General features: G+C 42.1%; 24 protein-coding genes. 22 read left to right on the forward strand and 2 right to left on the reverse strand.

Annotated elements, in window-relative coordinates; all coding sequences use genetic code 11:
* The first annotated feature begins 8 nt into the window (after positions 1-8).
* The 10 genes from def to spoVM all read left to right on the forward strand — a co-directional run bounded on the left by def (position 9) and on the right by spoVM (position 8,645).
* Complete coding sequence (def, locus tag PQ511_RS02500; RefSeq protein WP_273850357.1) at positions 9-488, forward strand: peptide deformylase; 480 nt, start codon at positions 9-11, stop codon at positions 486-488.
* A 1-nt stretch (position 489) separates the two neighbouring features.
* A complete protein-coding gene (gene fmt / locus PQ511_RS02505) occupies positions 490-1,428 on the forward strand; it encodes a methionyl-tRNA formyltransferase (RefSeq protein ID WP_273850358.1) in 939 nt (312 codons plus the stop codon).
* A gap of 1 nt (position 1,429) precedes the next feature.
* Entirely contained in the window at positions 1,430-2,764 is a 1,335-nt protein-coding gene (rsmB, locus tag PQ511_RS02510; protein ID WP_273850359.1) for a 16S rRNA (cytosine(967)-C(5))-methyltransferase RsmB, read from the forward strand.
* 77 nt (positions 2,765-2,841) lie between these two features.
* Positions 2,842-3,600: a Stp1/IreP family PP2C-type Ser/Thr phosphatase gene (locus PQ511_RS02515; protein WP_273850360.1), complete on the forward strand. Its 759-nt coding sequence runs from the start codon at positions 2,842-2,844 to the stop codon at positions 3,598-3,600.
* On the forward strand, positions 3,594-5,642 hold the full coding sequence (gene pknB, locus PQ511_RS02520) for a Stk1 family PASTA domain-containing Ser/Thr kinase (RefSeq protein ID WP_273850361.1): 2,049 nt from the start codon (positions 3,594-3,596) through the stop codon (positions 5,640-5,642). The genes PQ511_RS02515 and pknB overlap by 7 nt, the downstream gene beginning before the upstream one ends.
* A 10-nt stretch (positions 5,643-5,652) precedes the next feature.
* Positions 5,653-6,540 (forward strand): ribosome small subunit-dependent GTPase A, encoded by an 888-nt coding sequence (gene rsgA, locus PQ511_RS02525; RefSeq protein WP_273850362.1) that lies wholly within the window; start codon positions 5,653-5,655, stop codon positions 6,538-6,540.
* 1 nt (position 6,541) lies between these two features.
* Positions 6,542-7,189, forward strand: a complete 648-nt coding sequence (rpe, locus tag PQ511_RS02530; protein WP_273850363.1) for a ribulose-phosphate 3-epimerase — start codon at positions 6,542-6,544, stop codon at positions 7,187-7,189.
* 66 nt (positions 7,190-7,255) lie between these two features.
* On the forward strand, positions 7,256-7,807 hold the full coding sequence (gene thiT / locus PQ511_RS02535; protein ID WP_273850364.1) for an energy-coupled thiamine transporter ThiT: 552 nt from the start codon (positions 7,256-7,258) through the stop codon (positions 7,805-7,807).
* Positions 7,804-8,463 carry a thiamine diphosphokinase gene (locus tag PQ511_RS02540; protein WP_273850365.1) on the forward strand — a complete coding sequence of 220 codons (660 nt, stop codon included), beginning with the start codon at positions 7,804-7,806 and terminating at the stop codon, positions 8,461-8,463. The genes thiT and PQ511_RS02540 overlap by 4 nt, the downstream gene beginning before the upstream one ends.
* 98 nt (positions 8,464-8,561) lie before the next feature.
* Entirely contained in the window at positions 8,562-8,645 is an 84-nt protein-coding gene (gene spoVM / locus PQ511_RS02545; RefSeq protein ID WP_048309835.1) for a stage V sporulation protein SpoVM, read from the forward strand.
* 44 nt (positions 8,646-8,689) lie between these two features.
* Here the strand turns inward: spoVM and rpmB are convergent, their stop codons facing one another.
* Positions 8,690-8,875, reverse strand: coding sequence for a 50S ribosomal protein L28 (gene rpmB, locus PQ511_RS02550; protein ID WP_098443343.1), 186 nt, complete (start codon positions 8,873-8,875; stop codon positions 8,690-8,692).
* A 295-nt stretch (positions 8,876-9,170) separates the two neighbouring features.
* On the opposite strand from rpmB, the gene PQ511_RS02555 reads away from it, so the two are divergent.
* The 11 genes from PQ511_RS02555 (at position 9,171) to rnc (ending at position 19,532) form a co-directional block, all read left to right on the forward strand.
* Positions 9,171-9,533, forward strand: coding sequence for an Asp23/Gls24 family envelope stress response protein (locus PQ511_RS02555; RefSeq protein ID WP_224600152.1), 363 nt, complete (start codon positions 9,171-9,173; stop codon positions 9,531-9,533).
* Between the two features lie 22 nt (positions 9,534-9,555).
* Positions 9,556-11,232 (forward strand): DAK2 domain-containing protein, encoded by a 1,677-nt coding sequence (locus PQ511_RS02560; RefSeq protein ID WP_273850366.1) that lies wholly within the window; start codon positions 9,556-9,558, stop codon positions 11,230-11,232.
* Between the two features lie 106 nt (positions 11,233-11,338).
* Complete coding sequence (gene sdaAB / locus PQ511_RS02565; protein ID WP_273850367.1) at positions 11,339-12,001, forward strand: L-serine ammonia-lyase, iron-sulfur-dependent subunit beta; 663 nt, start codon at positions 11,339-11,341, stop codon at positions 11,999-12,001.
* 20 nt (positions 12,002-12,021) lie between these two features.
* Positions 12,022-12,909: an L-serine ammonia-lyase, iron-sulfur-dependent, subunit alpha gene (gene sdaAA, locus PQ511_RS02570; protein WP_273850368.1), complete on the forward strand. Its 888-nt coding sequence runs from the start codon at positions 12,022-12,024 to the stop codon at positions 12,907-12,909.
* Between the two features lie 10 nt (positions 12,910-12,919).
* Positions 12,920-14,950 carry an ATP-dependent DNA helicase RecG gene (recG, locus tag PQ511_RS02575; protein ID WP_273850369.1) on the forward strand — a complete coding sequence of 677 codons (2,031 nt, stop codon included), beginning with the start codon at positions 12,920-12,922 and terminating at the stop codon, positions 14,948-14,950.
* A gap of 121 nt (positions 14,951-15,071) precedes the next feature.
* Positions 15,072-15,629 (forward strand): transcription factor FapR, encoded by a 558-nt coding sequence (gene fapR, locus PQ511_RS02580; RefSeq protein ID WP_273850370.1) that lies wholly within the window; start codon positions 15,072-15,074, stop codon positions 15,627-15,629.
* 17 nt (positions 15,630-15,646) lie between these two features.
* A complete protein-coding gene (gene plsX, locus PQ511_RS02585; RefSeq protein WP_273850371.1) occupies positions 15,647-16,645 on the forward strand; it encodes a phosphate acyltransferase PlsX in 999 nt (332 codons plus the stop codon).
* Positions 16,645-17,586 carry an ACP S-malonyltransferase gene (gene fabD / locus PQ511_RS02590; protein WP_273850372.1) on the forward strand — a complete coding sequence of 314 codons (942 nt, stop codon included), beginning with the start codon at positions 16,645-16,647 and terminating at the stop codon, positions 17,584-17,586. Before plsX ends, fabD begins: the two co-directional genes overlap by 1 nt.
* A 3-nt stretch (positions 17,587-17,589) precedes the next feature.
* Positions 17,590-18,330 (forward strand): 3-oxoacyl-[acyl-carrier-protein] reductase, encoded by a 741-nt coding sequence (gene fabG, locus PQ511_RS02595; RefSeq protein WP_273850373.1) that lies wholly within the window; start codon positions 17,590-17,592, stop codon positions 18,328-18,330.
* Positions 18,331-18,397: 67 nt separating this feature from the next.
* Complete coding sequence (gene acpP, locus PQ511_RS02600) at positions 18,398-18,631, forward strand: acyl carrier protein (protein ID WP_048309824.1); 234 nt, start codon at positions 18,398-18,400, stop codon at positions 18,629-18,631.
* A 109-nt stretch (positions 18,632-18,740) separates the two neighbouring features.
* Positions 18,741-19,532, forward strand: a complete 792-nt coding sequence (gene rnc / locus PQ511_RS02605) for a ribonuclease III (RefSeq protein ID WP_273850374.1) — start codon at positions 18,741-18,743, stop codon at positions 19,530-19,532.
* A 34-nt stretch (positions 19,533-19,566) separates the two neighbouring features.
* Here rnc and PQ511_RS02610 read toward each other — a convergent pair whose 3' ends face one another.
* Positions 19,567-19,791 carry a DUF1128 domain-containing protein gene (locus PQ511_RS02610; protein ID WP_224600142.1) on the reverse strand — a complete coding sequence of 75 codons (225 nt, stop codon included), beginning with the start codon at positions 19,789-19,791 and terminating at the stop codon, positions 19,567-19,569.
* Positions 19,792-20,001: 210 nt separating this feature from the next.
* On the opposite strand from PQ511_RS02610, the gene smc reads away from it, so the two are divergent.
* On the forward strand, positions 20,002-23,565 hold the full coding sequence (gene smc / locus PQ511_RS02615) for a chromosome segregation protein SMC (protein WP_273850375.1): 3,564 nt from the start codon (positions 20,002-20,004) through the stop codon (positions 23,563-23,565).
* Position 23,566 lies beyond the last annotated feature (1 nt).

Raw genomic sequence — 23,566 nt, forward strand, 5'->3', positions numbered from 1 at the left:
GAATACACATGGCTATAAGAGAAATTGTGATGCACCCAAACGAGGTGCTCGAAGTAGAATGTGATCCAGTAAAGGATTTTAATAAAGACTTGCACCAGTTACTCGATGATATGTTTGAAACGATGTACGCTGCAGATGGCGTTGGGCTTGCTGCACCACAGATCGGCATTCGAAAACAGGTGGCCGTTGTTGATACGAGAGAAGAAGATGCGTTAGAACTAATTAACCCAACGATTGTTAAATCTTCTGGAAAAGCAGAGATCGATCTTGAAGGTTGCTTAAGCTTTCCAGGTTTATATGGAGAAGTCGAGCGCCCTTATACGATTACCTTAAAAGCGCAAAATCGTTTTGGTAAAGAATTTAAATTGAAAGCGGAGGGCTTCTTTGCACGAGCTATTCAACATGAAATTGATCATCTTCACGGAGTACTCTTTACAGAGAAAGTGATTCGTTATGTTGATCTTGAACAGGAAGGAGAGCGTGAATAATATGACAAAAATTGTTTTTATGGGCACACCGGATTTTTCGGTTCCAGTCCTTAATATGTTGGTAGAGGAAGGTTATGAAATTGTTGGTGTTGTCACACAGCCTGACCGTCCTAAGGGTAGAAAAAGAGTGCTCACTCCTCCTCCTGTTAAGGTCGCAGCTGAAAAACACGGTCTTCCCGTGCTTCAGCCAGAGAAAGTGAAAGATCCTGCCGAACTTCAGCCGATTCTTGATTTACATCCTGATTTAATTGTAACGGCAGCTTTTGGACAAATCCTTCCGAAGCAGCTTCTAGAGGCACCGAAGCACGGCTGTATTAATGTGCATGCGTCATTGTTACCCGAACTTCGCGGTGGGGCACCGATTCATTATTCCATTCTACAAGGCAAGAAAGAAACGGGCATTACCATCATGTATATGGTAGAAAAACTAGACGCGGGCGATATTTTAACACAGTCAGTCGTTCCAATTGAAGAACGCGACCATACAGGAAGCCTTCATGATAAACTAAGCGCATCTGGATCGGCGCTTTTGAAAGAAACATTACCAAAGCTTCTTAATCATGAGTTAACGCCAGTAAAGCAAAATGATGAAGAGGCAACATTTGCACCGAATATTAAACGTGATCAAGAGAAGATTGATTGGACAAAGACAGGTGAAGAAATTTATAACCAGATCCGAGGTTTACATCCTTGGCCTGTTGCGTTCACACAATATGATGGCAAAGTAATGAAGATATGGTGGGGAGAGAAGGTAGAAAGTGCGGAACAGGCTGACGCAGGATCTGTTCTTTACACAGACGCGGATGGCCCTGTTGTAGCGACTGGGAATACCACAGCCATTAAGTTAACAGAAATTCAACCAGCAGGGAAGAAGCGTATGACCTCTGCACAGTATTTACAAGGTAGAACATTCGAGAAAAATGAGAGATTTGGTGAATAGTATGGCAAATGTAAGAGAAGCAGCACTTGATGTAATAGAAAAGATCAATAAAAACCAGGCATATAGCAACCTTTTATTAAACGAAACGATTAAAAAGCATCAGCTAAGTCGTAAAGATACTGGATTGTTAACAGAAATTGTTTACGGTACAATCCAGCGAAAGAATACACTCGATTTCTACCTCGATGATTTTCTAACAAACCGAAAGAGAATGCAGACGTGGGTGATTTCCCTCTTGCAACTTTCGCTTTATCAAATGGTTTATCTCGATCGAGTACCGGATCGTGCGATTATTCATGAAGCTGTTGAAATTGCTAAAAAACGTGGTCATAAAGGAATTAGCGGGATGGTAAATGGCGTTCTCCGCAATACGCAACGAAAAGGTTTGAAAAACCCTGAGGCGATTGAAGATGTAGCAGAACGTATCTCGATCGCTAAAAGTCATCCGCTTTGGCTCGTACAGCGTTGGATTGATCAGCTTGGTGTTGAATCGACGGAAGCAATGTGTGAAGAGAACCTTCTTGCTCCTTATGTAACGGCACGTGTGAATGTGACACGATCTTCGGTTAATCAAGTGATTGACGATCTATTAAAAGAAGGGGTAGAGGCAGTCCCGGGAAGTTTATCCGAAGATGCGATTAAAGTCATTCATGGAAAGGTACTTGATACAGAGGTTTACAAGCGTGGAGATTTAACGATACAAGACGAAAGTTCGATGCTCGTAGCGCGAGCATTAGGCATTGAGCCAGGTCAGAAAGTTCTTGATGCGTGTGCGGCACCTGGAGGTAAATCCACGCACATTGCAGAACGACTAAACGGTTCAGGACATGTGAATTCGCTTGACCTTCATGCTCATAAAGTGAAATTAATTAAGAAGCAGGCACAGCGTTTGAGCTTACGTGCAATTGAAGCCGAAACACTGGATAGTCGAAATGTAGGCGAGCGTTTTAAAGCAAAATCGTTTGACCGCATTCTCGTTGACGCTCCATGTACTGGTTTCGGTGTTCTAAGGAGAAAACCAGATATTAAATGGGCAAAGAAGGAAGAAGATATCGATCGCATTACCGTTGTACAAAAAGCGATTCTTGAAGCTCAGGCTACACTTTTAAAACCAGGTGGAAAATTGGTTTACAGTACGTGTACAATAGAAGGAGCAGAAAACCAGGAAGTGGTAAAACAATTTCTGGAAGAGCATCCTGAATTTTCGTTCGATCAAACACTCTCCAACCGATTGCCTGAGAAAGTCGCAGAGTACTGTGAAGGTGGACAGCTACAGCTTCTACCACATTATTTTGGCACGGATGGATTTTATATCGCATGTCTAGTTAAAAAATAATGCTGGGTGCTGGTGAATCGCCTCTTTAAAGGCGGTTCTTCCCGCATTCTTGTGATAAGAGGAGACGGGGTAATCACATGCAAGCAATCGCATTGACAGATCAAGGCCAGGTAAGAGCATACAATGAAGATAGCACAACATTTCTCCGCAATCATCAAGATGAATACCTGGTGGTTGTAGCAGATGGAATGGGCGGTCACCAGGCAGGTGACGTGGCAAGCGCATTAGCAGTGGAATCCATGGAGATAGGTTGGAAAGAAGAAAAAGCGGGATTCCGCCCGGGAAGAGCGGAAGCTTGGCTCCTACATACCATCCGAAAAGCAAACGAAACCATCCTCGCTTTTTCGAAAGAGAAGCCAGAATATGCTGGCATGGGAACCACACTTGTTGCAGCAGTTTGCACGGATGAATTTATTACGATTGGTCACGTCGGTGATAGTCGTGCCTATCTATTCGGTGATCGTGTCCTCGATCAAAAAACGAGTGACCATTCTCTTGTAAATGAACTTGTCAAAAGCGGCCAGCTCTCTGAAGAAGAAGCAGAAGATCATCCACGTAAAAACGTACTTTTACGTGCACTTGGAACAGATGAAGATGTGAAAGTGGATGTTCATACGTTCGAGTGGGACGAACATCAAGCAGCTCTTTTTTGCTCCGATGGTTTAACGAATAAAGTTTCTGATCGGGATTTGGAAAAAGTGATGAATTCAGATCAGTCTCTTAAAGAGAAGGCAACAGAGCTGATTCGATTAGCGAACGAAGCAGGAGGAGAGGACAACATTACGGTTGCCATTATTGAGAACTCTCCAACTTCTGGAAGTGAATCCTCATGCTAGGAAAGCATATTAATGGACGTTACAAACTGCTTGAAGTCATTGGTGACGGCGGGATGGCTATCGTCTATCGAGCTTTAGATTTAATTCTAGATCGGACCGTTGCTGTTAAATTGCTTCGTCCTGAATTCTCACAAGATGATGATTTTATTAAGCGGTTTCGGAGGGAAGCAGAAGCAGCGACAAGTCTTGCACATCCTAATGTGGTGTCAATCTATGACGTTGGAGAAGAAGAAGACTTTTACTACATCGTTATGGAATACGTGGCAGGGACAACGCTAAAGCAAAAAATTCGTGATCGTGGCGCTCTACCTATTGAAGAGGCTCTAGATATTATGAAACAAATGACATCTGCGATTGAGCATGCCCATGAGAATCACATTATCCATCGAGATATTAAGCCTCATAATATTCTGATTGATGAGTATGGAGATGCGAAGGTAACAGATTTTGGGATTGCAATGGCGATGACTTCTGCAACGATTACACACACAAATTCGGTTCTCGGCTCGGTTCATTACTTTTCACCTGAACAGGCGCGAGGAGCACTAGCGAATGAACGCTCAGATATTTATTCTCTTGGTGTTGTCCTATACGAAATGGTAACAGGAGTACTTCCTTTTTCAGGTGATTCCCCTGTATCTGTGGCGCTAAAGCACCTACAAGATCGCTTTCCTAAGCCCAGTCTCATTAATACTTCTTTACCTAAAAATGTTGAGCATATTATTATGAAGGCGATGGCGAAAGAGCCAGTTCAACGCTATCAAAGTGCGCAAGAAATGTATGATGCGCTAGACATGGCCCTTGATCCAACAAAAGTTTATGGAAAACCGCCGGAGCCGGACGATGAGGAAGCGACAAAAATCCTCACTCCAGTCACTCCAGATCATCAAAATGTGACAGAAAATACGATGCCGCAACAACCTGTTCAACACGATGAACCGAGTGAGCCTCCTCCCAAAAAGAAAAAGAAAGCAGGAAAGATCGCAATGATCGTGATGCTCATCCTTTTACTTCTTGGGGGCGCAGGTGCGCTAGCATTTGCATTTATGCCCGATCTCTTTTATGTAAGTGATGTGGAAGTTCCGGATGTAACAGGAATGGAATACGAGGAAGCAAGATCCACCTTAATTGACCAAAATCTTGATGTGAAAAAAGAAGAGCAGTTTAGTGAAGAAGTAGAGGAAGATGATGTTATCAGTCAGGATCCTACTTCTGGAACAATGGTGAAAGAAGATAGTACAGTTACCCTTTATGTGAGTATGGGGGCTGAAAAAACAGAGCTCGGCGATTATATAGGAAAACAAAAAGATGACGTGGAAGCTTTATTAAAAGAACAAGGATTCAAAGGCGTAAAATATGAGGGCGAATTTAGTGAGGATTATCCTGAGGGGGAAATTTATGATCAAAACCCTGAGGCAGGAAAAATGGTTCTGCCAACAGAAGATACAATTGTCATTTGGTATAGTCTAGGGCGTGAATCTTTTCCTCTTCAAGATCTAAAAGATAAGACGAAAGAAGAAGTAGAGGAATATGCGCAAGATAAAAAACTAACCCTCTCTTATGATGAACCGGAATTTAGTGATTCAGTAGATGAAGGGAGCGTCCTCTCACAATCGCCAAGTACTGCAGCTGAGGTTAAAGAGGGTGATGAGATCACGATAACCTTATCGAAAGGTCCCGAGCCAGAGCCAGAGCCAGAGCCAGAACCTGAGCCGGAACCAGAGCCGGAACCAGAACCAGAACCAGAACCAGAACCTGAACCTTCTCCTGAAGATGAGGCAATTGTTGTTCCAAACTCCTTTAAGGTCGATGTGAAAAAAGGTGAAGAACATTTAGTTGAAATTCTTTACAAGGATTCCACAACAGAAGGTGAAGAAATCTCGGAAACTGTTACAGAAACGAAAGAAATTAACTTTGATTTAACGATCTATCCTGGCGAGGAAGCATCGTATAAAACATTAGTGGATGGCAAAGAGAAGAAAGAAAACTCGAAAACCATCACATATGAAGAAGCAAAACAAAAATATGGAAAAAATGAGTAAGGAGTCCTACATGGCAGATGGAAGAATTATTAAAGCGCTAAGCGGCTTTTATTACGTGCAGGATGAATTGAATAAAGAAATTTATCAGTGTAGAGGGAGAGGGAATTTTAGAAAGAGAAAGATTACCCCTCTTGTAGGCGATTATGTTGTGTATGAAGCCGAAAATAAAACGGATGGCTATGTTCTTGAAATTAAAGAAAGAGAAAATGAGTTAGTACGTCCTCCAATAGCTAACGTCGATCAGGCATTTCTCGTTTTTTCAGCGACTCAACCGACGTTTAATACGCAACTTCTGGATAAATTTCTAGTTCATATTGAAGCAAGTGATATTCGACCGATCATCTGCATTTCAAAGATCGATCTTGTTTCAAATGTTGAAGAAAATGAAATCATGGCGTATGCGGATGATTACCGAGATGTAGGGTACGATGTGATTGTTTCATCTGCCCAGAGTCTTTCCGGAGTAGCAGAAATCGAACCTTATTTTCAAGAGAAAGTCACAGTGTTTGCTGGACAATCTGGTGTTGGAAAGTCGTCACTCTTAAATGCCATAAATCCTGATCTTGAGCTTGATACAAGTGATATTTCTACCCATCTTGGTCGAGGAAAGCACACGACGAGACATGTTGAGCTTATTCCTTTTGGGTCGGGGCTTGTTGCTGACACGCCTGGTTTTAGTTCACTTGATTTTAGAGGGATTGAAGCAGACGATCTATGGCTTTACTTTCCCGAGATACAAGAAAAAAGTAGTGCATGTAAGTTTCGAGCGTGTACACATCAATCAGAACCAGGCTGCGCGGTTAAAACTGCAGTAGAAAATGAAGAGATTAAGGCGTATCGCTACGACCATTATTCTTCTTTTTTTCAAGAAATAAAGGATACAAAACGGAGGTATTAACATGATAAAAATTGCCCCTTCTATTCTAGCATCAGATTTTGCTCGATTAGGTGAGGAAGTGAAAGATGTCGAAGCAGCTGGAGCTGACTATATTCACGTTGACGTTATGGACGGACATTTTGTTCCGAATATTACAATTGGTGCACCGATTGTACGCGCACTCCGTCCGGTCACGTCCCTGCCTTTAGATGTTCATCTTATGATTGAAAATCCCGATCAGTACATTGAAGAGTTTGCGGATGCTGGAGCAGATATTCTAACGGTCCACGCTGAAGCATGTCCACATCTTCACCGTACGATTCAGCTAATAAAAAGTAAAGGTGTGAAAGCGGGCGTTGTCCTTAATCCAGCTACACCTGTCGATGCGATCAAACATGTCATTGAGGATGTGGATCTTGTCCTTTTAATGACAGTAAATCCTGGCTTTGGAGGACAGGCATTTATTGAACGAGTGCTTTCTAAGATTTCCGAGACGAAACAGCTCGCCGATTCATTAGGCGTTACACCTGAAATTGAAGTAGATGGTGGCGTGAATGCTGAAACAGCTCGTGCGTGTATTGAAGCAGGCGCAACTGTTCTCGTTGCAGGATCAGCTATTTATAATCAATCTGATCGGAAAGCAGCCATTGATCAGATTCGTCAATCGTAAAACAGCGGGGCTTTTCCCGCTGCTTTTTTAATAAGGGTTTACCCAGGTTTGGAGGAATTAGGATTCATGAAGAAAGACAATCGACTTCTTTTGCTTGTAGAAATCGCTTTAATGGCTGCCGTTGGCGTGATACTAGATTTATTGTCCATTAGACTATGGCCAAATGGCGGCTCCGTATCGCTTGCGATGGTGCCCATCTTTCTAATCGCTTATCGAAGGGGATTAGGTGCAGGATTAACGACAGGACTTTTAGTTGGTATTTTGCAACCTCTAATTGTTCCGCCATTTTATGTTCACCCGATTCAATTTTTACTAGATTACCCGATCGCCTTCATGGTAGTAGGGATGGCAGGGATTTTTAGCGTGCGAGTGGAGGCACCGAAACGAAAGCGCCTGACAATGATCGTTCTTGGTTGCTTAACGGGGTCATTACTACGATTGGTCAGTCATTTTATATCTGGTGTCATCTGGTTCGGCGATATGGCGCCAGAAGGAACGCCAGTGGCTTTGTATTCATTCCTTTACAACGCGTCTTATTTACTACCCACAGCTGTCGTGTCCATCATCGTGCTTGCTTTGCTCTCTCATCAAGCGCCAAAACTGGTGCATAAAGGATGAAGTCTAAGCACATTTATATCGTAGCAGGAGGACCGGAAGAAGACCTCCCTGCGCATCTTCTTAATGAAAAAGACGTTAGGTGGATTGGTGTGGATCGCGGTGTCTATACTCTTTTGAAAAATGGCGTCATTCCTGAACATGGATTTGGGGATTTTGATTCCGTAAGCTTAGAAGAACGTCAATGGATGGAAACGCATGATTTATCTTTTACAGTCTATCCATCTGAAAAAGACCACACAGATCTTGAAATAGCACTCGATTGGGCGATCGATGAAAAACCAGAGACGATTACAATGTTTGGCGTCACAGGCGGGAGACTTGATCATAGCTGGATGAACGTTCAAATGCTGATCAAGGGCGTGAAAGCAAATGTACAACTAACGATAGAAGATAAATTAAATCGGTTAGAAATGAAAAAACCAGGCACTTACTCCGCTCATAAGGATCACCGTTTTCCTTATATGTCTTTCCTTTCATTTACTCCGGAAGTAACGGGTTTAACGTTAATTGGTTACCGTTATCCACTCGAAGAAAGGCACATTTCATGGGGATCAAGTCTTTGTATTAGCAATGAACTGACTGAGGAAATTGGGTCTTATTCATTTAATAGCGGCATACTATTGGTGGTAAGAAGTTCGGACGCCGAGCAGGTTTAGGTACTATTTTAATTTCGGCGAATATAATAGTAATGCATCTTATATTCTCATATTGTTCATCCTGGGGTCCATCTTTGACTTTCTGAGGAGGGGGAAATATGAAGTTTTATACGATTAAATTGCCAAAATTTCTCGGTGGTTTTGTGAGAGCGGTGCTCGGGTCTTTCAAAAAAAATGAATAGCAGGCATGAAAAAAGCACCCAATTGGGTGCTTTTTTTACGTTTACTATGCGCGTTCGATTTTGCCTGATTTAAGAGCACGAGCAGATACATAAACTTTCTTAGGTTTACCATCTACCATGATGCGTACCTTTTGAAGGTTAGCACCAAATTTACGTTTTGTTGTATTCAACGCGTGAGAACGCTTGTTACCAAACGAAGTCTTGCGTCCAGTGATTGCACATTTAGCCATTGTTTCTACCTCCTTACTGTCCTACATTGCACAAAAAGTGCAGGATAAATCCTCCACTATAGTATCATGTAGGTTTGGTGAATGCAAGATGTTTAACACGTCTTATCAAGAAAAAAACTTAACAGTAAAAGCTTATCACAATACAGGTTTTTCATGATGAACTTTTATTATACGTGATATTGTAGTAAAATAACGTTAGCTCTGCAAAGGATTTATTTTACTTTATAATTTTATGAACACAATCTTTATTGAGGATAGAGTGGTCAATTCTTAAATCGCTAAGGGAGGAAATATAATGGCAATTGAAATGAAAACCCAATACGGACAAATCGATATTTCGACGGAAGTAGTCGCTGCAATTGCAGGTGGCGCAGCAATTGATTGTTATGGTATCGTTGGAATGGCTTCGCAAAAGCAATTAAAAGACGGCATTACTGAGCTGTTGGGGAAAGATAACTTTAGTAGAGGAATTGTCGTTCGCAAAGATGAAGATGAGCTTAACATTGATATGTATATTATTGTCAGCTACGGCACGAAAATTTCGGAAGTAGCTCACAATGTCCAAACGAAAGTAAAATACCAGCTTGATCAAATGCTCGGGCTGTCAGTTGATTCAGTAAACATCTACGTCCAAGGGGTTAGAGTAACAAACCCTTAAGTGGAGTTAGGAGGAAAAGTCTGTGACGATTCAAAAGATTGATGGGAAGCGTTTTGCGCAAATGGTCCTTGAAGGGGCGAATAACCTTTCGAAAAATGCCAAAATGGTCGATGCGCTGAATGTTTTCCCTGTGCCAGATGGAGATACTGGTACGAATATGAACTTAACGATTACATCAGGAGCTAGTGAAGTAAAATCAAGCAGCTCAGATAAAGTAGGAGATGTGGCCTCTCTTTTTGCAAGAGGCTTATTAATGGGGGCACGTGGTAATTCTGGCGTGATTCTTTCTCAGTTATTTCGCGGGTTTTCTAAAGCAATTGAAGGAAAGTCTGAGATTACAAGCATAGAATTAGCTGCTGCACTTGAAAATGGAGTGGATTCTGCCTATAAAGCGGTTATGAAGCCGGTTGAAGGCACAATTCTTACTGTTGCTAAGGATGCGGCTCGTAAAGCAGTAAAGTCTGCCAAGAAAATACCTGATGTCGTGGAGCTCATGCAGGTTGTAGTGAAAGAAGGAAAAGAATCTTTAAACCGCACACCTGATCTACTTCCCGTATTAAAAGAAGTTGGCGTTGTCGATTCTGGCGGTCAAGGCCTATTGCTTATCTATGAAGGATTCCTTGCCGTTTTAGAAGGAAAAGAAACGCCTGATTCTTCCGTTGATGAAGAAAAGATGGACGAGCTCGTGCGTGCTGAGCACCACAAAAGTGCTCAGGGGCATATGAAAACAGAGGATATCGAATTCGGATACTGTACGGAGTTCATGGTTCAATTCGAAGAAGATAAGCTGGCAAAATCGCCATATGATGAAGAGGCATTTCGAAATGAACTTGATAAGCACGGCGACTCCTTGTTAGTTGTTTCTGATGATGATCTCGTGAAAGTACATATGCATACAGAGTATCCAGGGAATATTATGACGTATGCACAAAATTACGGGAGCTTAATCAAGATTAAGATCGAGAACATGCGTGAGCAGCACTCAACGATCGTCAATGAAGAGCGTCCAAAGCCACAGCAGACAGCAAAACCTGCTGAACGTAAGAAATACGGAATTATTACAGTTTCAATGGGCGAAGGAATTGCTGCGCTTTTTGAAAGTCTTGGTGCTAATTTTGTGATTCCAGGCGGACAGACAATGAATCCAAGTACAGAAGATATCATTAAAGCAATTGAAGAAGTATACGCTGAGAACATTATCATCTTGCCAAATAATAGCAATATTGTGATGACGGCACAGCAGGCTGCTACTGTTGTAGATGAAAATGTGATAGTCATTCCTTCTAAAACGGTTCCACAAGGGATTTCGAGTCTCCTTGGGTTTAACCCTTCTGTAGATGCTGAGGCGAACGAAAGTGCAATGAAAGAAAGCCTTTCAGCCGTTAAATCTGGTCAAGTCACGTTTGCAGTGCGCGACACTAAGATAGACGGGATTGATATTGCAAAAGACGATTTTATGGGGATTGCTGATGGTAAAATCGTTGTTTCCGAAAAAGATCGTTTGGAAGTAGCGAAATCCCTTTTATCCACGATGATTTCAGAAGACGATGAAATTGTAACGGTTATTTACGGGGAAGACGCTGAGCAAGAAGAAGCAGAAAATCTTGTAGCCTATCTTGAAGAACAGTTCGAAGATGTTGAAGTGGAACTTCATGAAGGCAAACAACCGATATATGCGTATATTATGGCCGTAGAGTAAAATTGATAAAATAGTTGCGGAAAAAGAAACGTGGCATTAGCCAGGTTTTCTTTTTCTGTATAGAACTCCTTTTGTTAAATAAAGCAAGCAGAGAGGTGGCAACAACGTGAAGTTTCGCAGTGTATTTGATATTATTGGTCCTGTGATGATTGGTCCATCAAGCTCCCATACCGCTGGAGCCGCAAGAATTGGTCGTGTGGCAAGACACCTTTTTGGTCGTGAGCCTAAAGCGATCACAGTTTCACTATACGGATCCTTCGCAAGAACCTATAAAGGCCATGGTACAGACGTAGCACTGATCGGTGGAGTGCTCGATTTTGATACTTATGATGAGAGAATCGTGAATGCGCTTACAATCGCGAAAGAAAAGAAAATCAAAGTTCGTTTTACAGAGGAAGATGCCGTTACCGATCATCCGAATACGGCCCGTATTCATCTCTCTGATGAAAAGGGGGAACTTGAGCTTGTTGGCATTTCCATCGGTGGAGGTAAAATAGAGGTCATTGAGCTAAACGGATTTGCGTTAGGTCTATCTGGGAATAGTCCAGCTATACTTGTTGTTCACAATGACCGTTTTGGAGCCATTGCAGGCGTATCAAATACGTTGGCTAAGCATGAGATAAATATTGGTCATATGAATGTTTCTCGTAAAGAAAAAGGGAAAGAAGCTCTAATGACGATTGAAGTTGATCAGAACATTCCACAAGTCGTGTTAGATGAAGTAGAGTCATTACCGAATATTATTCAAGTCGCAAAAATTAGCGATTAAGGTATAGAGGAGGAATGGGTATGTTTCGTAACGTAGCAGAATTAGTAGAACTAGCACAATCGAAAAATAAGCCAATTTCAGAAATTATGATTGAACAGGAAATGGATTTCAGAGGCAATACACGTGAAGAAGTATACAATCAAATGAAGAACAACCTTGTTGTCATGGAGCAGGCAGTTGAACGTGGCATTACGGAAGACGTTCGCTCTCACTCGGGATTAACAGGAGGAGATGCTGTCCTTCTTCAAGACTATATGAAATCTGGAAATTCTTTGTCCGGTCACACGATGCTTGATGCAGTGAGTAAAGCGATTGCAACAAACGAAGTGAACGCAGCGATGGGAACAATCTGCGCGACCCCAACAGCAGGATCAGCAGGAGTTGTACCTGGTACGCTATTTGCGATACGTGAGAAAGTAAATCCTACGGAAGAGCAAATGGTAAGATACCTCTTTACTTCTGGTGCATTTGGATTTGTTGTAGCGAATAATGCTTCGATTTCTGGTGCTGCTGGAGGCTGTCAGGCTGAAGTCGGTTCGGCCACAGGCATGGCAGCAGCAGCGATTGTAGAGTTAATGGGTGGGACTCCTGAACAGTCTTCTCATGCATTTGCGATTGCGCTTAAAAACATGCTTGGTCTCGTTTGTGATCCTGTAGCAGGTCTTGTAGAAGTGCCGTGTGTTAAGCGTAATGCAATGGGAGCCTCTAATGCATTAGTTGCAGCAGATATGTCTTTAGCTGGTATTACAAGTCGCATTCCCTGTGATGAAGTCATCGATGCGATGTATAAAATTGGCCAAACCATGCCATCTGCTCTTCGAGAAACAGCGCAAGGGGGGCTTGCAGCAACCCCAACAGGTCGTGAGCTCGAAGCGAAGATTTTTGGAGTATCTCTTGATAGGAAATGAGTGAGAAGGAATGGACGATCGGATTACACAAATAAAAGGGATTGGTGATGAGAAAGCGGCTTCTCTCTCATCGATTGGAATTCATAAAATACAAGATTTAATTGAATATTTCCCGTTTCGTTATGAAGATTATGAACTCAAAGATTTGGCTGATGTAAAGCACGAAGAACGAGCAACACTTGAAGGTAAAGTTCATAGTGAACCAGTAGTCCGCTTTTATGGAAAGAAGAAATCACGATTGTCCGTAAGGCTGTTAGTAGGAAAATTCCTCATAACAGCCGTTTTTTTTAATCGTGCGTTCTTAAAAAAGCAGTTTACTTTAGGTCAGATCGTTACGGTAACAGGAAAATGGGATCAGCATAAAATGACGCTTTCAGCAAACGAAATTACGTTTTCAAGTCATAATCCTGACGGAACGATTGAGCCAATCTACCATGTTGGCGGAGACGTAACGGTTAAAGCGATGAAACGTTATATTCAGCTAGCGCTGAACCAGTTTGGAGAGCAAATCAAAGAAAACCTCCCGCCGCAAATGCTCGAACGATATAAGTTGATGCCACGAAAAGATGCGGTTATGATCATGCATGCTCCACCATCCCATGAAGGACTTAAACAGGCGAGACGCCGATTTGTTTATGAGGAGTTACTTCAGTTTCAGCTTAAGATGCAAGTGTTCAGAAAAAGGGAGCGGGAAAGCACAAAAGGGGCTTCCCAAGTTTTTGAGAAAAAGAAGTTAGATGAGTTTGTTCAAAGTCTTCCTTTCCCATTAACAGGAGCTCAGAATCGTGTTGTGGACGAGATATTGAAAGACATGGAGAGTTCTTATCGTATGAACCGTTTGCTTCAAGGGGATGTTGGCTCTGGTAAAACGGTGGTAGCTGCAATTGGGTTATACGCATCTAACCTTGCAGGGCATCAAGGTGCCTTAATGGTACCGACAGAAATTTTAGCTGAACAGCATTTTGAATCTTTTCAGGAGCTTCTTGGTGAAAGACTGAATGTAGAATTGTTAACGGGGTCTGTAAAAGGGAAGAAACGTCGCGAAATCTTAGAGCGTCTTGCAAGTGGAGAAGTAGACCTCCTAATCGGTACACACGCGTTGATACAAGATGAAGTGGTATTCCAAAATCTTGGGCTTGTCATTACAGATGAACAGCACAGGTTTGGAGTGAATCAGCGAAGAGTGTTAAGAGAAAAAGGACTAAGCCCTGACGTTCTGTATATGACGGCAACCCCTATTCCAAGAACGCTCGCTATTTCCGTGTTCGGAGACATGGATGTGTCAACGATCGATGAAATGCCTGCGGGACGTAAACCGATCGAAACGTATTGGGCAAAGCCAGACATGCTAACTCGTGTCATTGATTTTATGAAAAAAGAACTAGATCAGGGAAGGCAGGGCTATGTTATTTGCCCACTAATTGAAGAATCGGAAAAGCTTGATGTGCAAAATGCGATCGACGTCCATTTTCAAATGCAAACGGCCCTCCCAGATTATCAAGTAGGATTAATGCATGGCAGATTAAGTTCAGATGAAAAAGAAGAAGTGATGGAAGAGTTTAGTACAAGTGCTGTCCAGCTTCTCGTATCTACTACTGTTGTAGAAGTAGGAGTAAACGTTCCAAATGCAACGATTATGGTCATCTATGATGCAGAACGCTTTGGCCTGGCGCAACTCCATCAACTGCGAGGGCGCGTTGGTCGAGGTAGTGAGCAATCTTACTGTGTGCTACTTGCTGATCCAAAATCAGAAGTTGGGAAAGAGCGTATGCAAATCATGACGGAATCCAATGATGGGTTCGTTCTTTCACAGCGTGATTTAGAGCTTCGTGGTCCTGGCGATTTTTTTGGTCGAAAGCAAAGTGGGCTACCTGAATTTAAAGTCGCTGATTTAATTCATGATTATCGCGTACTTGAAGTGGCTCGAAATGATGCCGCCGCTCTTGTTGACTCTACCGCTTTCTGGGAAGATGAAACCTATCGTAGTTTACGAGACTATCTCACTGAGCAAGGCGTTTTAAGTGGGGAAAAGCTGGATTAACTTGCATAATCATACCTCACAGTATATACTACCTTTTAGGACCTAGTCATAAGACTGAGATAAAGAGGATCACGTGATCCTCTTTATCCGTTTATTAATGCTAGATAGGCGGCGGTAGTAGATGAAAAGGAGTAAGAAAGATCGGCAAAGTCAGCTAAAGGAAACGATTGAGAGCACCCCTTTTATTACAGACGAAGAGCTTGCTGAAAAATTCAGCGTAAGCATTCAAACCATCAGACTTGACCGTTTAGAGCTTTCCATTCCAGAGCTTAGAGAAAGAATTAAGTATGTGGCTCAACAACAGCTTGATGAAGTCAAGGCTCTCCCGATTGATGAAGTGATCGGCCAAATCATTGATCTTCAGCTTGATGAAAGTGCCATTTCAATCCTTGATATTCGACCAGAACACGTTTTTTCTCGTAACAAAATCGCAAGAGGGCACCATCTTTTTGCCCAGGCGAATTCACTTGCGGTAGCTATTATTAATGATGAGCTCGCTTTGACAGCGAAAGCAAACATTCGTTTTTCCAGTCAGGTGAAAGAAGGAGAACGAGTCGTCGCAAAAGCTGTCGTGACTGATCAACAAAAAGATAGAACGACGGTCGAAGTGAATAGCTATGTCCAGAATGAGAATGTGTTTTCTGGAGAATTTGTGATGTATCGCTCGACTAAATCCTGAAGGGAAGTTGTTTGAAAATGAGACTTGCAATTGACGCAATGGGTGGAGACAATGCCCCCGATGCGATAATAGAAGGTGTATATGAAGCGATTGAAACTTTTAATGATTTATCTGTTACCATTATTGGTGATGAAGAAAAGATCAATCCGCTTTTAAAAGGAAACAAAGATCGGGTAACAATTTTACATACAGAGGAATATATCTCTTCAGAGGATCAGCCAGTTAAAGCTGTTCGACGCAAGAAGAATGCTTCAATGGTACTGGCTGTTAATGAAGTGAAAGAAGGACGCGCAGACGCCGCTATATCGGCAGGGAATACTGGCGCACTCATGGCAGCTGGCTTACTGTACGTAGGACGTATTAAAGGAATTGATCGACCCGGCTTAGCTCCGACGCTTCCAACGATCGATGAAGCTGGATTTGTTCTCCTTGATGTCGGTGCCAATATGGATGCTAAACCAGAGCACCTCCTTCAATATGCTCATATGGGTTCTGTTTATGCCGAGAAAGTGCGTGGTGTCAAAAATCCTCGCGTTGGTTTATTAAATATCGGTACAGAAGAAGGAAAAGGAAATGAGTTAAGCAAGCAGGCGTTTACCCTTTTACAGGACAGTGGCCTGAACTTTGTAGGTAACGTGGAATCAAGAGATATTCTTGGTAACGAAGCGGATGTAGTCGTATGCGATGGCTTTTCTGGGAATTTAGTTCTAAAAACCATCGAAGGTACCGCTTTAACGATGTTTAAAATGCTAAAGGAAGAGCTTACAAGCTCGTTTACTAGTAAAGTCGCGGCTGGTGTTTTGAAGCCTAAACTTAAAAACTTATCAACAAAGCTCGATTATTCTGAGTATGGGGGCGCAGGGTTGTTTGGCCTTAATGCTCCTGTCATTAAAGCACACGGCTCCTCCAATGGAAGAGCAGTGTATAGCGCGATTAAGCAAGCTAGAATGATGGTAACGGGTAATGTAGTGTCTGCAATACAAACATCTCTTGTTAAAAAGGAAGGAGATCAATAATGGGTAAAACGGCATTTCTATTTCCAGGGCAAGGTTCACAGGCTGTAGGCATGGGACAGGAGTTTATGGAAGCTTACGAGGTTTCGAAAGATGTGTTTACAGAGGCAGACAATCGCCTTAACTTTGAACTAACAAAATTAATTATGAACGGTCCAATTGAGACGTTAACGCGAACTGAAAACGCACAGCCTGCGCTCTTAACAACGAGTGTGGCCGTTCTTGAAGCACTTCGTGAAAAAGGAATTACAGCAGACTATACGGCTGGTCATAGTCTTGGAGAATACTCGGCACTTGTTGCTTCTGGTGCGCTTTCGTTTTCAGATGCTGTTTTCGCTGTAAGAAACCGTGGATTATACATGGAAGAAGCTGTTCCTTCAGGCGAAGGAGCAATGGCAGCGGTTATGGGGATGGAAAGAGAAGAATTGCAAAAAGTAGTTGATGAGGTTTCCGCTTCCACTGCGACAGTTCAACTTGCAAACTTGAATAGTCCGGGACAAATCGTAATATCCGGTGCAAAAGCTGGTGTTGAAAAAGCGTCAGAAGTTGCCAAAGAAAATGGCGCTAGACGGGTGATTCCACTTCAAGTAAGTGGACCGTTTCATTCTAGTCTGATGAAGCCAGCGGCAGATCAACTAGAAGCGATTCTAGAAGCGATTGATGTTAAAGACGCTTCGATTCCAGTGATTGCAAATGTAACAGCTGAACCATCAACTTCAGGTGAAGAGATTCAAAAACATCTATTGGAACAAATTTATTCTCCTGTACTCTGGGAAGATACTGTAAGAAAGCTAATGGATCTTGGCGTGGATACCTTTATCGAAATCGGTCCAGGTAATGTCCTTTCGGGTCTCGTTAAAAAAGTAAACCGTCGTGCATCGGTTCATGCAGTTGGAACACCAGAACAGCTCGATCAACTCATTGAAAAGTTAGGAGAGGAATAATCGATGGCTGAAAACAAAACGGCACTTGTAACAGGTGCTTCTCGTGGAATTGGACGTGCTATAGCCTTAGAACTAGCAAAAGAAGGTATGAATGTAGCGGTGAACTATGCAGGCAGTGAGGCAAAAGCAAATAGCGTAGTGGATGAAATTAAAGCAGCTGGTGGGAATGCGATTGCGATTAAAGCAAACGTAGCAAGTATGGAAGAAGTTCAGGGCATGATTAAAGAAGTTGTTTCAACCTTTGGAAGTCTTGAAGTGCTTGTGAATAATGCCGGCATTACGCGTGATAACCTGATTATGCGAATGAAGGAAGAAGAGTGGGATTCCGTGATCGACACAAACTTAAAAGGTGTCTTTAACTGCACGAAGTCTGTTACTCGTCAAATGATGAAACAGCGCTACGGACGCATTGTCAATGTAGCGTCTGTCGTAGGTGTAGCCGGGAATGCTGGTCAAGCGAACTATGTAGCAGCTAAAGCTGGTGTCATCGGTTTAACAAAAACGACGGCGAAAGAGCTTGCAAGTCGTAACATTACGGTCAACGCTCTAGCACCTGGATTTATTGAAACGGACATGACGGATGACCTTTCTGACGAAGTGAAAAGTGGGATGAAAGGGCAAATTCCACTCGGGAGACTTGGGGCAGCAGAGGACATTGCCAAAGCAACGAAGTTTCTTGTTTCGGATGACGCCAATTATATTACTGGCCAAACACTTCATATTGATGGCGGCATGATCATGTAACTTTTTGATCAACATCTAGTTTTTTTGTTTTATATATCCTATAATAGCTTGAGGGGAGGTGAGTCTAATGGCAGATACACTAGAGCGTGTAACAAAGATTATCGTTGATCGTCTTGGAGTTGAAGAATCTGAGATTAAACCAGAAGCTTCTTTCAAAGACGACCTTGGTGCCGATTCCCTTGATGTAGTGGAATTAGTCATGGAACTTGAAGATGAGTTTGATCTTGAAATTTCTGATGAAGATGCTGAGAAAATTGTAACAGTTGGCGATGTAATTGATTACATAAACAGCCATCAATAATCTTCGGGTGATCCTGAAGTGATGGAATAAGCCCCGCTTGACGGGGTTTTATTCCTGTTATGTAAGCTCCAGAGTACAAAGATGAAAGTGATAAGTCGTGGAGGTATCTATGTCCAAATCAAAACATTCACCAAAAACGAGAGCCAGACGATTCAAACCTAAGCATTCACGACAACTCGTGGTTGGAGAGGCAATCAGATCGCAATTCACTGCTTTTCAAGAGGAAATTGGTGTATCGTTCGAAAATGAACAGCTTCTTTTTCAAGCTTTTACCCATTCATCCTATGTGAATGAGCATCGACTGCATCCGCAAATGGATAATGAACGTCTCGAATTTCTTGGAGATGCCGTACTTGAACTCACAATATCAAGATACTTGTATGAGAAGTACCCAAATATGAGTGAAGGACAGTTAACGAAGCTTAGAGCAGCAATTGTATGTGAACCATCACTTGTACAATTTGCGAACGACCTGAATTTTGGGCATCTTGTGTTACTAGGCAAGGGAGAAGAAATGACAGGTGGAAGAATGCGCCCAGCTCTTCTAGCGGATGTATTTGAATCATTCGTCTGTGCTTTGTATCTTGATCGTGGTCTTGAAGTCGTCTTTGAATTTCTTGAGAAGTTTGTTTATCCGAAAATTAATGCCGGTGCTTTTTCTCATGTGATGGATTACAAAAGCCAGCTTCAGGAAGTGATTCAGCGTGAAAGCCTTGGAGTCATTGATTATGTCATTACCGATGAAAAAGGACCCGCACATAACCGAGAGTTTTCATCGAAAGTTATGTTGAATGGCAATGACCTTGGTGTAGGGGTCGGACGCTCAAAGAAAGAAGCTGAGCAAATGGCTGCACAAAAAGCACTTTTAAATTTAAAAGAACGTAATGAAAAAGAATCCTGAGCTCAGGATTCTTTTTCATTAGTATTCTCTTTGTTTAAGAAGCGCGCATTTTACCAAGCTCAGCTAAAATGGCTTGCATTTCTGCTACGCTAAGTGATTGCTTCTTGTTTAGCATGACATAGATTTCATGAATGTCATCATAAGAAGATAAATCGAATGATTCGGGTTTAATCATCCCAGCATTGATCACTTGCATTTTTTCTTTAATGCTTTCGACCATAAACGCGAGGTTTTCTTCTGATTTAATCGTAAGATCCATTAGTTCCACCTGCCTTATTCGTAATTCAATGACGCTGCGTCATATTATGTACAAACCCTACAGTGTAGTCTTCCTTATGGGTTTTCCTTATTGTAACATGTCTTTGCCCAGTATCGTAGTGGTCATTGTTTTATGATAAAATAAGACAGTTAGAGAAATGAAAAGTGCTTTTATTGCATACATAGATGAAACAGATGAGGGGGAAAGATGATGTTCCTCAAACGATTAGATGTAGTCGGCTTTAAATCATTTGCCGATCGTATTTCAGTTGAGTTTGTCCCAGGAGTAACATCAGTTGTCGGTCCAAACGGAAGCGGCAAAAGTAATATTAATGACGCAATTAGGTGGGTGCTTGGTGAACAGTCTGCGAGGTCACTAAGAGGCGCCAAAATGGAAGATATTATTTTCGCAGGAAGCGATACAAGAAAAGCGGTTAATTTAGCGGAAGTAACGCTCACACTTGATAATACGAATCAATATTTACCGATTGACTATAATGAAGTTAGTGTCACGAGACGCGTTTATCGCTCGGGAGATAGTGAGTATCTCTTAAATAACCAAACGTGTCGGCTAAAAGATATTATTGAATTGTTCATGGACTCAGGTCTTGGGAAGGAATCCTTCTCCATTATCGGTCAGGGAAGAATTGAAGAGATACTAAGTAGTAAATCGGAAGAACGTCGTAAAATATTCGAAGAAGCGGCAGGGGTTTTAAAATACAAAACTCGGAAAACAAAGGCAGAAACGCGTTTAAAGGAAACGGAAGATAACTTGCATCGGGTTGAGGATATTTTATATGAATTAGAAGATCAAGTAGAGCCACTTCGGATGCAGGCATCCATCGCAAAGGATTATTTGCAGAAACGCGAGGATCTCGAGAAGATTGAAGCAGCTCTCACCGTCCATGAAATTGAAGAGTATCACCAAGCATGGAACTTAAAGAAGGAAGAGCTTGAGTCTTTAAAATCGAAGGAACGTACGCTAAATGACGCAATCGCTGAAAAGAAGAACGCGTTAGCAAGTGGGAGACAAAAGCTTGACCAATCTGAGCATAACCTAGAGACCTATCAGCAACAGCTTCTTGATACAAGTGAAGAGCTTGAGAAACTTGAAGGAAAAAAAGAAGTTCTAAAAGAACGAAAAAAAAATGCGCACCAAAATCGATCAAATCTTCAGGAGCGCATCACGTTCTTACAAGAGAAAAAAAGATATTACGAAAAAGAAATCGCGCATCATCGCAGCCGATTTGATCACCAAAAGAAAGAATTAGGTGATTTAAAGACTAGTTTGAAAAAAGAAACGGAACTTCTATCTGATATTGAGCAGGATATTGAACAAGAGCTTGATCGAATGAAATCGGATTACTTTGAACTGCTAAACGAGCAGGCGTCTATCCGAAACGAACATCGTTATCTTCAAGATCAGCTGTCAATACTCAATCAGCGTAAAGAGCGCCTCGATGGGGATAATCATAAATATATTGAAGAGCGAAGCGCGGTTGACGAAAAGAAAGCAGAACGTTCAGCCAAGTTAGCTCAGTCAAAACAAGAGCTCGAAGCTCACGTGTCCCACTTTTATAAAAGTAAACATGATGTAGAAGAGAAAAAGAAGGCGCTAGGGGAGAAAGAATCGAAGCTCTATCAAGCGTATCAATATATTCAACAATATAAATCAAAAAAAGAAATGTTAGAAGAGATGCAGGACGATTATGCTGGATTCTTCCAGGGCGTTAAAGAAGTGCTGAAAGCTCGTGACGAGCTATCGGGTATTGAAGGAGCGGTAGCCGAATTGATTACGGTGCCAAAGGAAGTCGAAACGGCGCTTGAAACGGCCCTCGGCGGCGCCATGCAAAATGTTGTCGTACACGATGAGGCAGCGGGGAGACAGGCGATCGCGTTTTTGAAAAAAAATCGTTCCGGACGAGCTACTTTCCTGCCGCTCTCAGTCGTGAAGTCACGCAAGATATCAAGCTATGACTTAGAACGTGTGAAACAAAACGAGGCGTTCGTAGGCGTTGCGTCTGACCTCATCACCTATAATACGAAGTATCAGGCTGTCATGGAAAATTTACTAGGATCAGTTCTTGTTGCCAAAGAACTAAAAGGCGCGAATGAACTAGCGAAAATCATGCAATATCGCACGAGGATTGTTACGCTAGAAGGAGATGTTGTCAATCCAGGCGGCTCCATGAGTGGTGGTAGTGCTAAGCAGAAATCTTCATCTCTACTTAGCCGTCAGCGTGATCTTGAAATTCTGATTAAAAAACTTGAAGACATGCAGAAAAAGACAACGGGTGTCGAGCAAGAGATCAAGAAGGATAAAGTCGCTTTAGCTAATCTAGAAGAAAAGCTAGATGAGATGCGAGAGCGTGGTGAAAATCTCAGATTAGAAGAGCAGTCTCTCTTAGGAGACTTACGAGCAATTGAAGGAGACGAACGAAATTCGAACGAACGTCTTCAGCTATATGATCGTGAGAAAAAAGCGATTGAAGAGGAAATTGAAACGCATCAAAAGCGTCATGTCTATCTTACTGAGCGCCTCGAAACGATTACGAAACAAGCAGCAACTCTAGAAAGTAAAATAGATAACTTAACTGCAAAGAAACAAACTCAGCAAACCTCTCGTGAAACAATTCAAACGGAGATTACTGAGTTGAAAGTAAAAGTTGCTGAGCATCAGCAATCGTTCCAAAATCAAAAAGAAACGCTCGATCGTTTAACAACAGAACAAAATGAGACGAATACGCAGCTCTCTGAAACGACAGAAGAATTCACGCTCTTAACGGAAGCCATGTCTTCTAATTCTAATGGAGAAGAGAAACTGGACCAAAACATTGTATCGTTTCGAGCTGAGAAAGATAAATTGCTTCAGTCGCTTCAAAACGAGCGAGAAATAAAACTTGCTTTGCAACAAGACATTGAAGCAGTTAGTGCGAAACTTGATTCTCTTATGGCGGAGGACAAGCAGCTCTCAGGATTAATGCAGGCTGTTGAAGTTAGCATTAATCGTTTGGATGTTGAACTTGAGAACAGGTTGGCGATTTTAAGTGAAGAATATGAGTTAACATACGAAGCCGCAAAGGAAAAACATGTTCTTTCGCTCGAACCCGAAGATGCAAGGCGAAAGCTAAAGCTTATTAAATTAGAAATTGATGAGCTTGGCACGGTGAACCTTGGCGCAATTGATGAATACGATCGGGTTAATGAACGTTATACATTTCTTAGTGAACAGCAAGCGGACCTTCTACAGGCAAAAGAAACGCTTTATGCGGTTATTGACGAAATGGATCAGGAAATGAAAAAAAGATTTGAAGAGACGTTTACAAAAATACGTGCGCAGTTCCAAATCGTTTTCAAAGAATTATTTGGTGGAGGAAAGGCAGACCTTGTCCTCACTGATCCGGATAACCTCCTTTCGACAGGGGTCGATATACTGGCGCAGCCACCGGGGAAGAAACTGCAGCATCTCGCTCTCCTTTCAGGAGGAGAGCGAGCCTTTACGGCCATTGCTCTTCTATTTTCGATCTTAAAAGTACGTCCCGTACCGTTCTGTGTACTGGATGAAGTAGAAGCGGCATTAGATGATGCGAACGTAGGACGCTTTGCAAAATATTTAAAGCAATTTAGTGAAAAAACGCAGTTTATTGTGATTACGCACAGAAAAGGTACAATGGAAGAGTCTGATGTTCTTTACGGGGTAACGATGCAGGAGTCAGGAGTGTCCCGACTCGTTTCTGTCAGGCTTGAAGAATCGAAGCAACTAATATCGCAATAAC

The organism is Guptibacillus spartinae (genome assembly GCF_028610625.1).
Taxonomy (GTDB): Bacteria; Bacillota; Bacilli; order Bacillales; family Guptibacillaceae; genus Guptibacillus; species Guptibacillus spartinae.

What these genes read in the sequence shown, in the direction of transcription:
- def (WP_273850357.1), top strand. Translation starts at nt 9, where the DNA reads ATGGCTATAAGAGAAATTGTGATGCACCCAAACGAGGTGCTCGAAGTA.
- fmt (WP_273850358.1), top strand. Translation starts at nt 490, where the DNA reads ATGACAAAAATTGTTTTTATGGGCACACCGGATTTTTCGGTTCCAGTC.
- rsmB (WP_273850359.1), top strand. Translation starts at nt 1,430, where the DNA reads ATGGCAAATGTAAGAGAAGCAGCACTTGATGTAATAGAAAAGATCAAT.
- PQ511_RS02515 (WP_273850360.1), top strand. Translation starts at nt 2,842, where the DNA reads ATGCAAGCAATCGCATTGACAGATCAAGGCCAGGTAAGAGCATACAAT.
- pknB (WP_273850361.1), top strand. Translation starts at nt 3,594, where the DNA reads ATGCTAGGAAAGCATATTAATGGACGTTACAAACTGCTTGAAGTCATT.
- rsgA (WP_273850362.1), top strand. Translation starts at nt 5,653, where the DNA reads ATGGCAGATGGAAGAATTATTAAAGCGCTAAGCGGCTTTTATTACGTG.
- rpe (WP_273850363.1), top strand. Translation starts at nt 6,542, where the DNA reads ATGATAAAAATTGCCCCTTCTATTCTAGCATCAGATTTTGCTCGATTA.
- thiT (WP_273850364.1), top strand. Translation starts at nt 7,256, where the DNA reads ATGAAGAAAGACAATCGACTTCTTTTGCTTGTAGAAATCGCTTTAATG.
- PQ511_RS02540 (WP_273850365.1), top strand. Translation starts at nt 7,804, where the DNA reads ATGAAGTCTAAGCACATTTATATCGTAGCAGGAGGACCGGAAGAAGAC.
- spoVM (WP_048309835.1), top strand. Translation starts at nt 8,562, where the DNA reads ATGAAGTTTTATACGATTAAATTGCCAAAATTTCTCGGTGGTTTTGTG.
- rpmB (WP_098443343.1), bottom strand. Translation starts at nt 8,875, where the DNA reads ATGGCTAAATGTGCAATCACTGGACGCAAGACTTCGTTTGGTAACAAG.
- PQ511_RS02555 (WP_224600152.1), top strand. Translation starts at nt 9,171, where the DNA reads ATGGCAATTGAAATGAAAACCCAATACGGACAAATCGATATTTCGACG.
- sdaAA (WP_273850368.1), top strand. Translation starts at nt 12,022, where the DNA reads ATGTTTCGTAACGTAGCAGAATTAGTAGAACTAGCACAATCGAAAAAT.
- recG (WP_273850369.1), top strand. Translation starts at nt 12,920, where the DNA reads ATGGACGATCGGATTACACAAATAAAAGGGATTGGTGATGAGAAAGCG.
- fapR (WP_273850370.1), top strand. Translation starts at nt 15,072, where the DNA reads ATGAAAAGGAGTAAGAAAGATCGGCAAAGTCAGCTAAAGGAAACGATT.
- plsX (WP_273850371.1), top strand. Translation starts at nt 15,647, where the DNA reads ATGAGACTTGCAATTGACGCAATGGGTGGAGACAATGCCCCCGATGCG.
- fabD (WP_273850372.1), top strand. Translation starts at nt 16,645, where the DNA reads ATGGGTAAAACGGCATTTCTATTTCCAGGGCAAGGTTCACAGGCTGTA.
- fabG (WP_273850373.1), top strand. Translation starts at nt 17,590, where the DNA reads ATGGCTGAAAACAAAACGGCACTTGTAACAGGTGCTTCTCGTGGAATT.
- acpP (WP_048309824.1), top strand. Translation starts at nt 18,398, where the DNA reads ATGGCAGATACACTAGAGCGTGTAACAAAGATTATCGTTGATCGTCTT.
- rnc (WP_273850374.1), top strand. Translation starts at nt 18,741, where the DNA reads ATGTCCAAATCAAAACATTCACCAAAAACGAGAGCCAGACGATTCAAA.
- PQ511_RS02610 (WP_224600142.1), bottom strand. Translation starts at nt 19,791, where the DNA reads ATGGATCTTACGATTAAATCAGAAGAAAACCTCGCGTTTATGGTCGAA.
- smc (WP_273850375.1), top strand. Translation starts at nt 20,002, where the DNA reads ATGTTCCTCAAACGATTAGATGTAGTCGGCTTTAAATCATTTGCCGAT.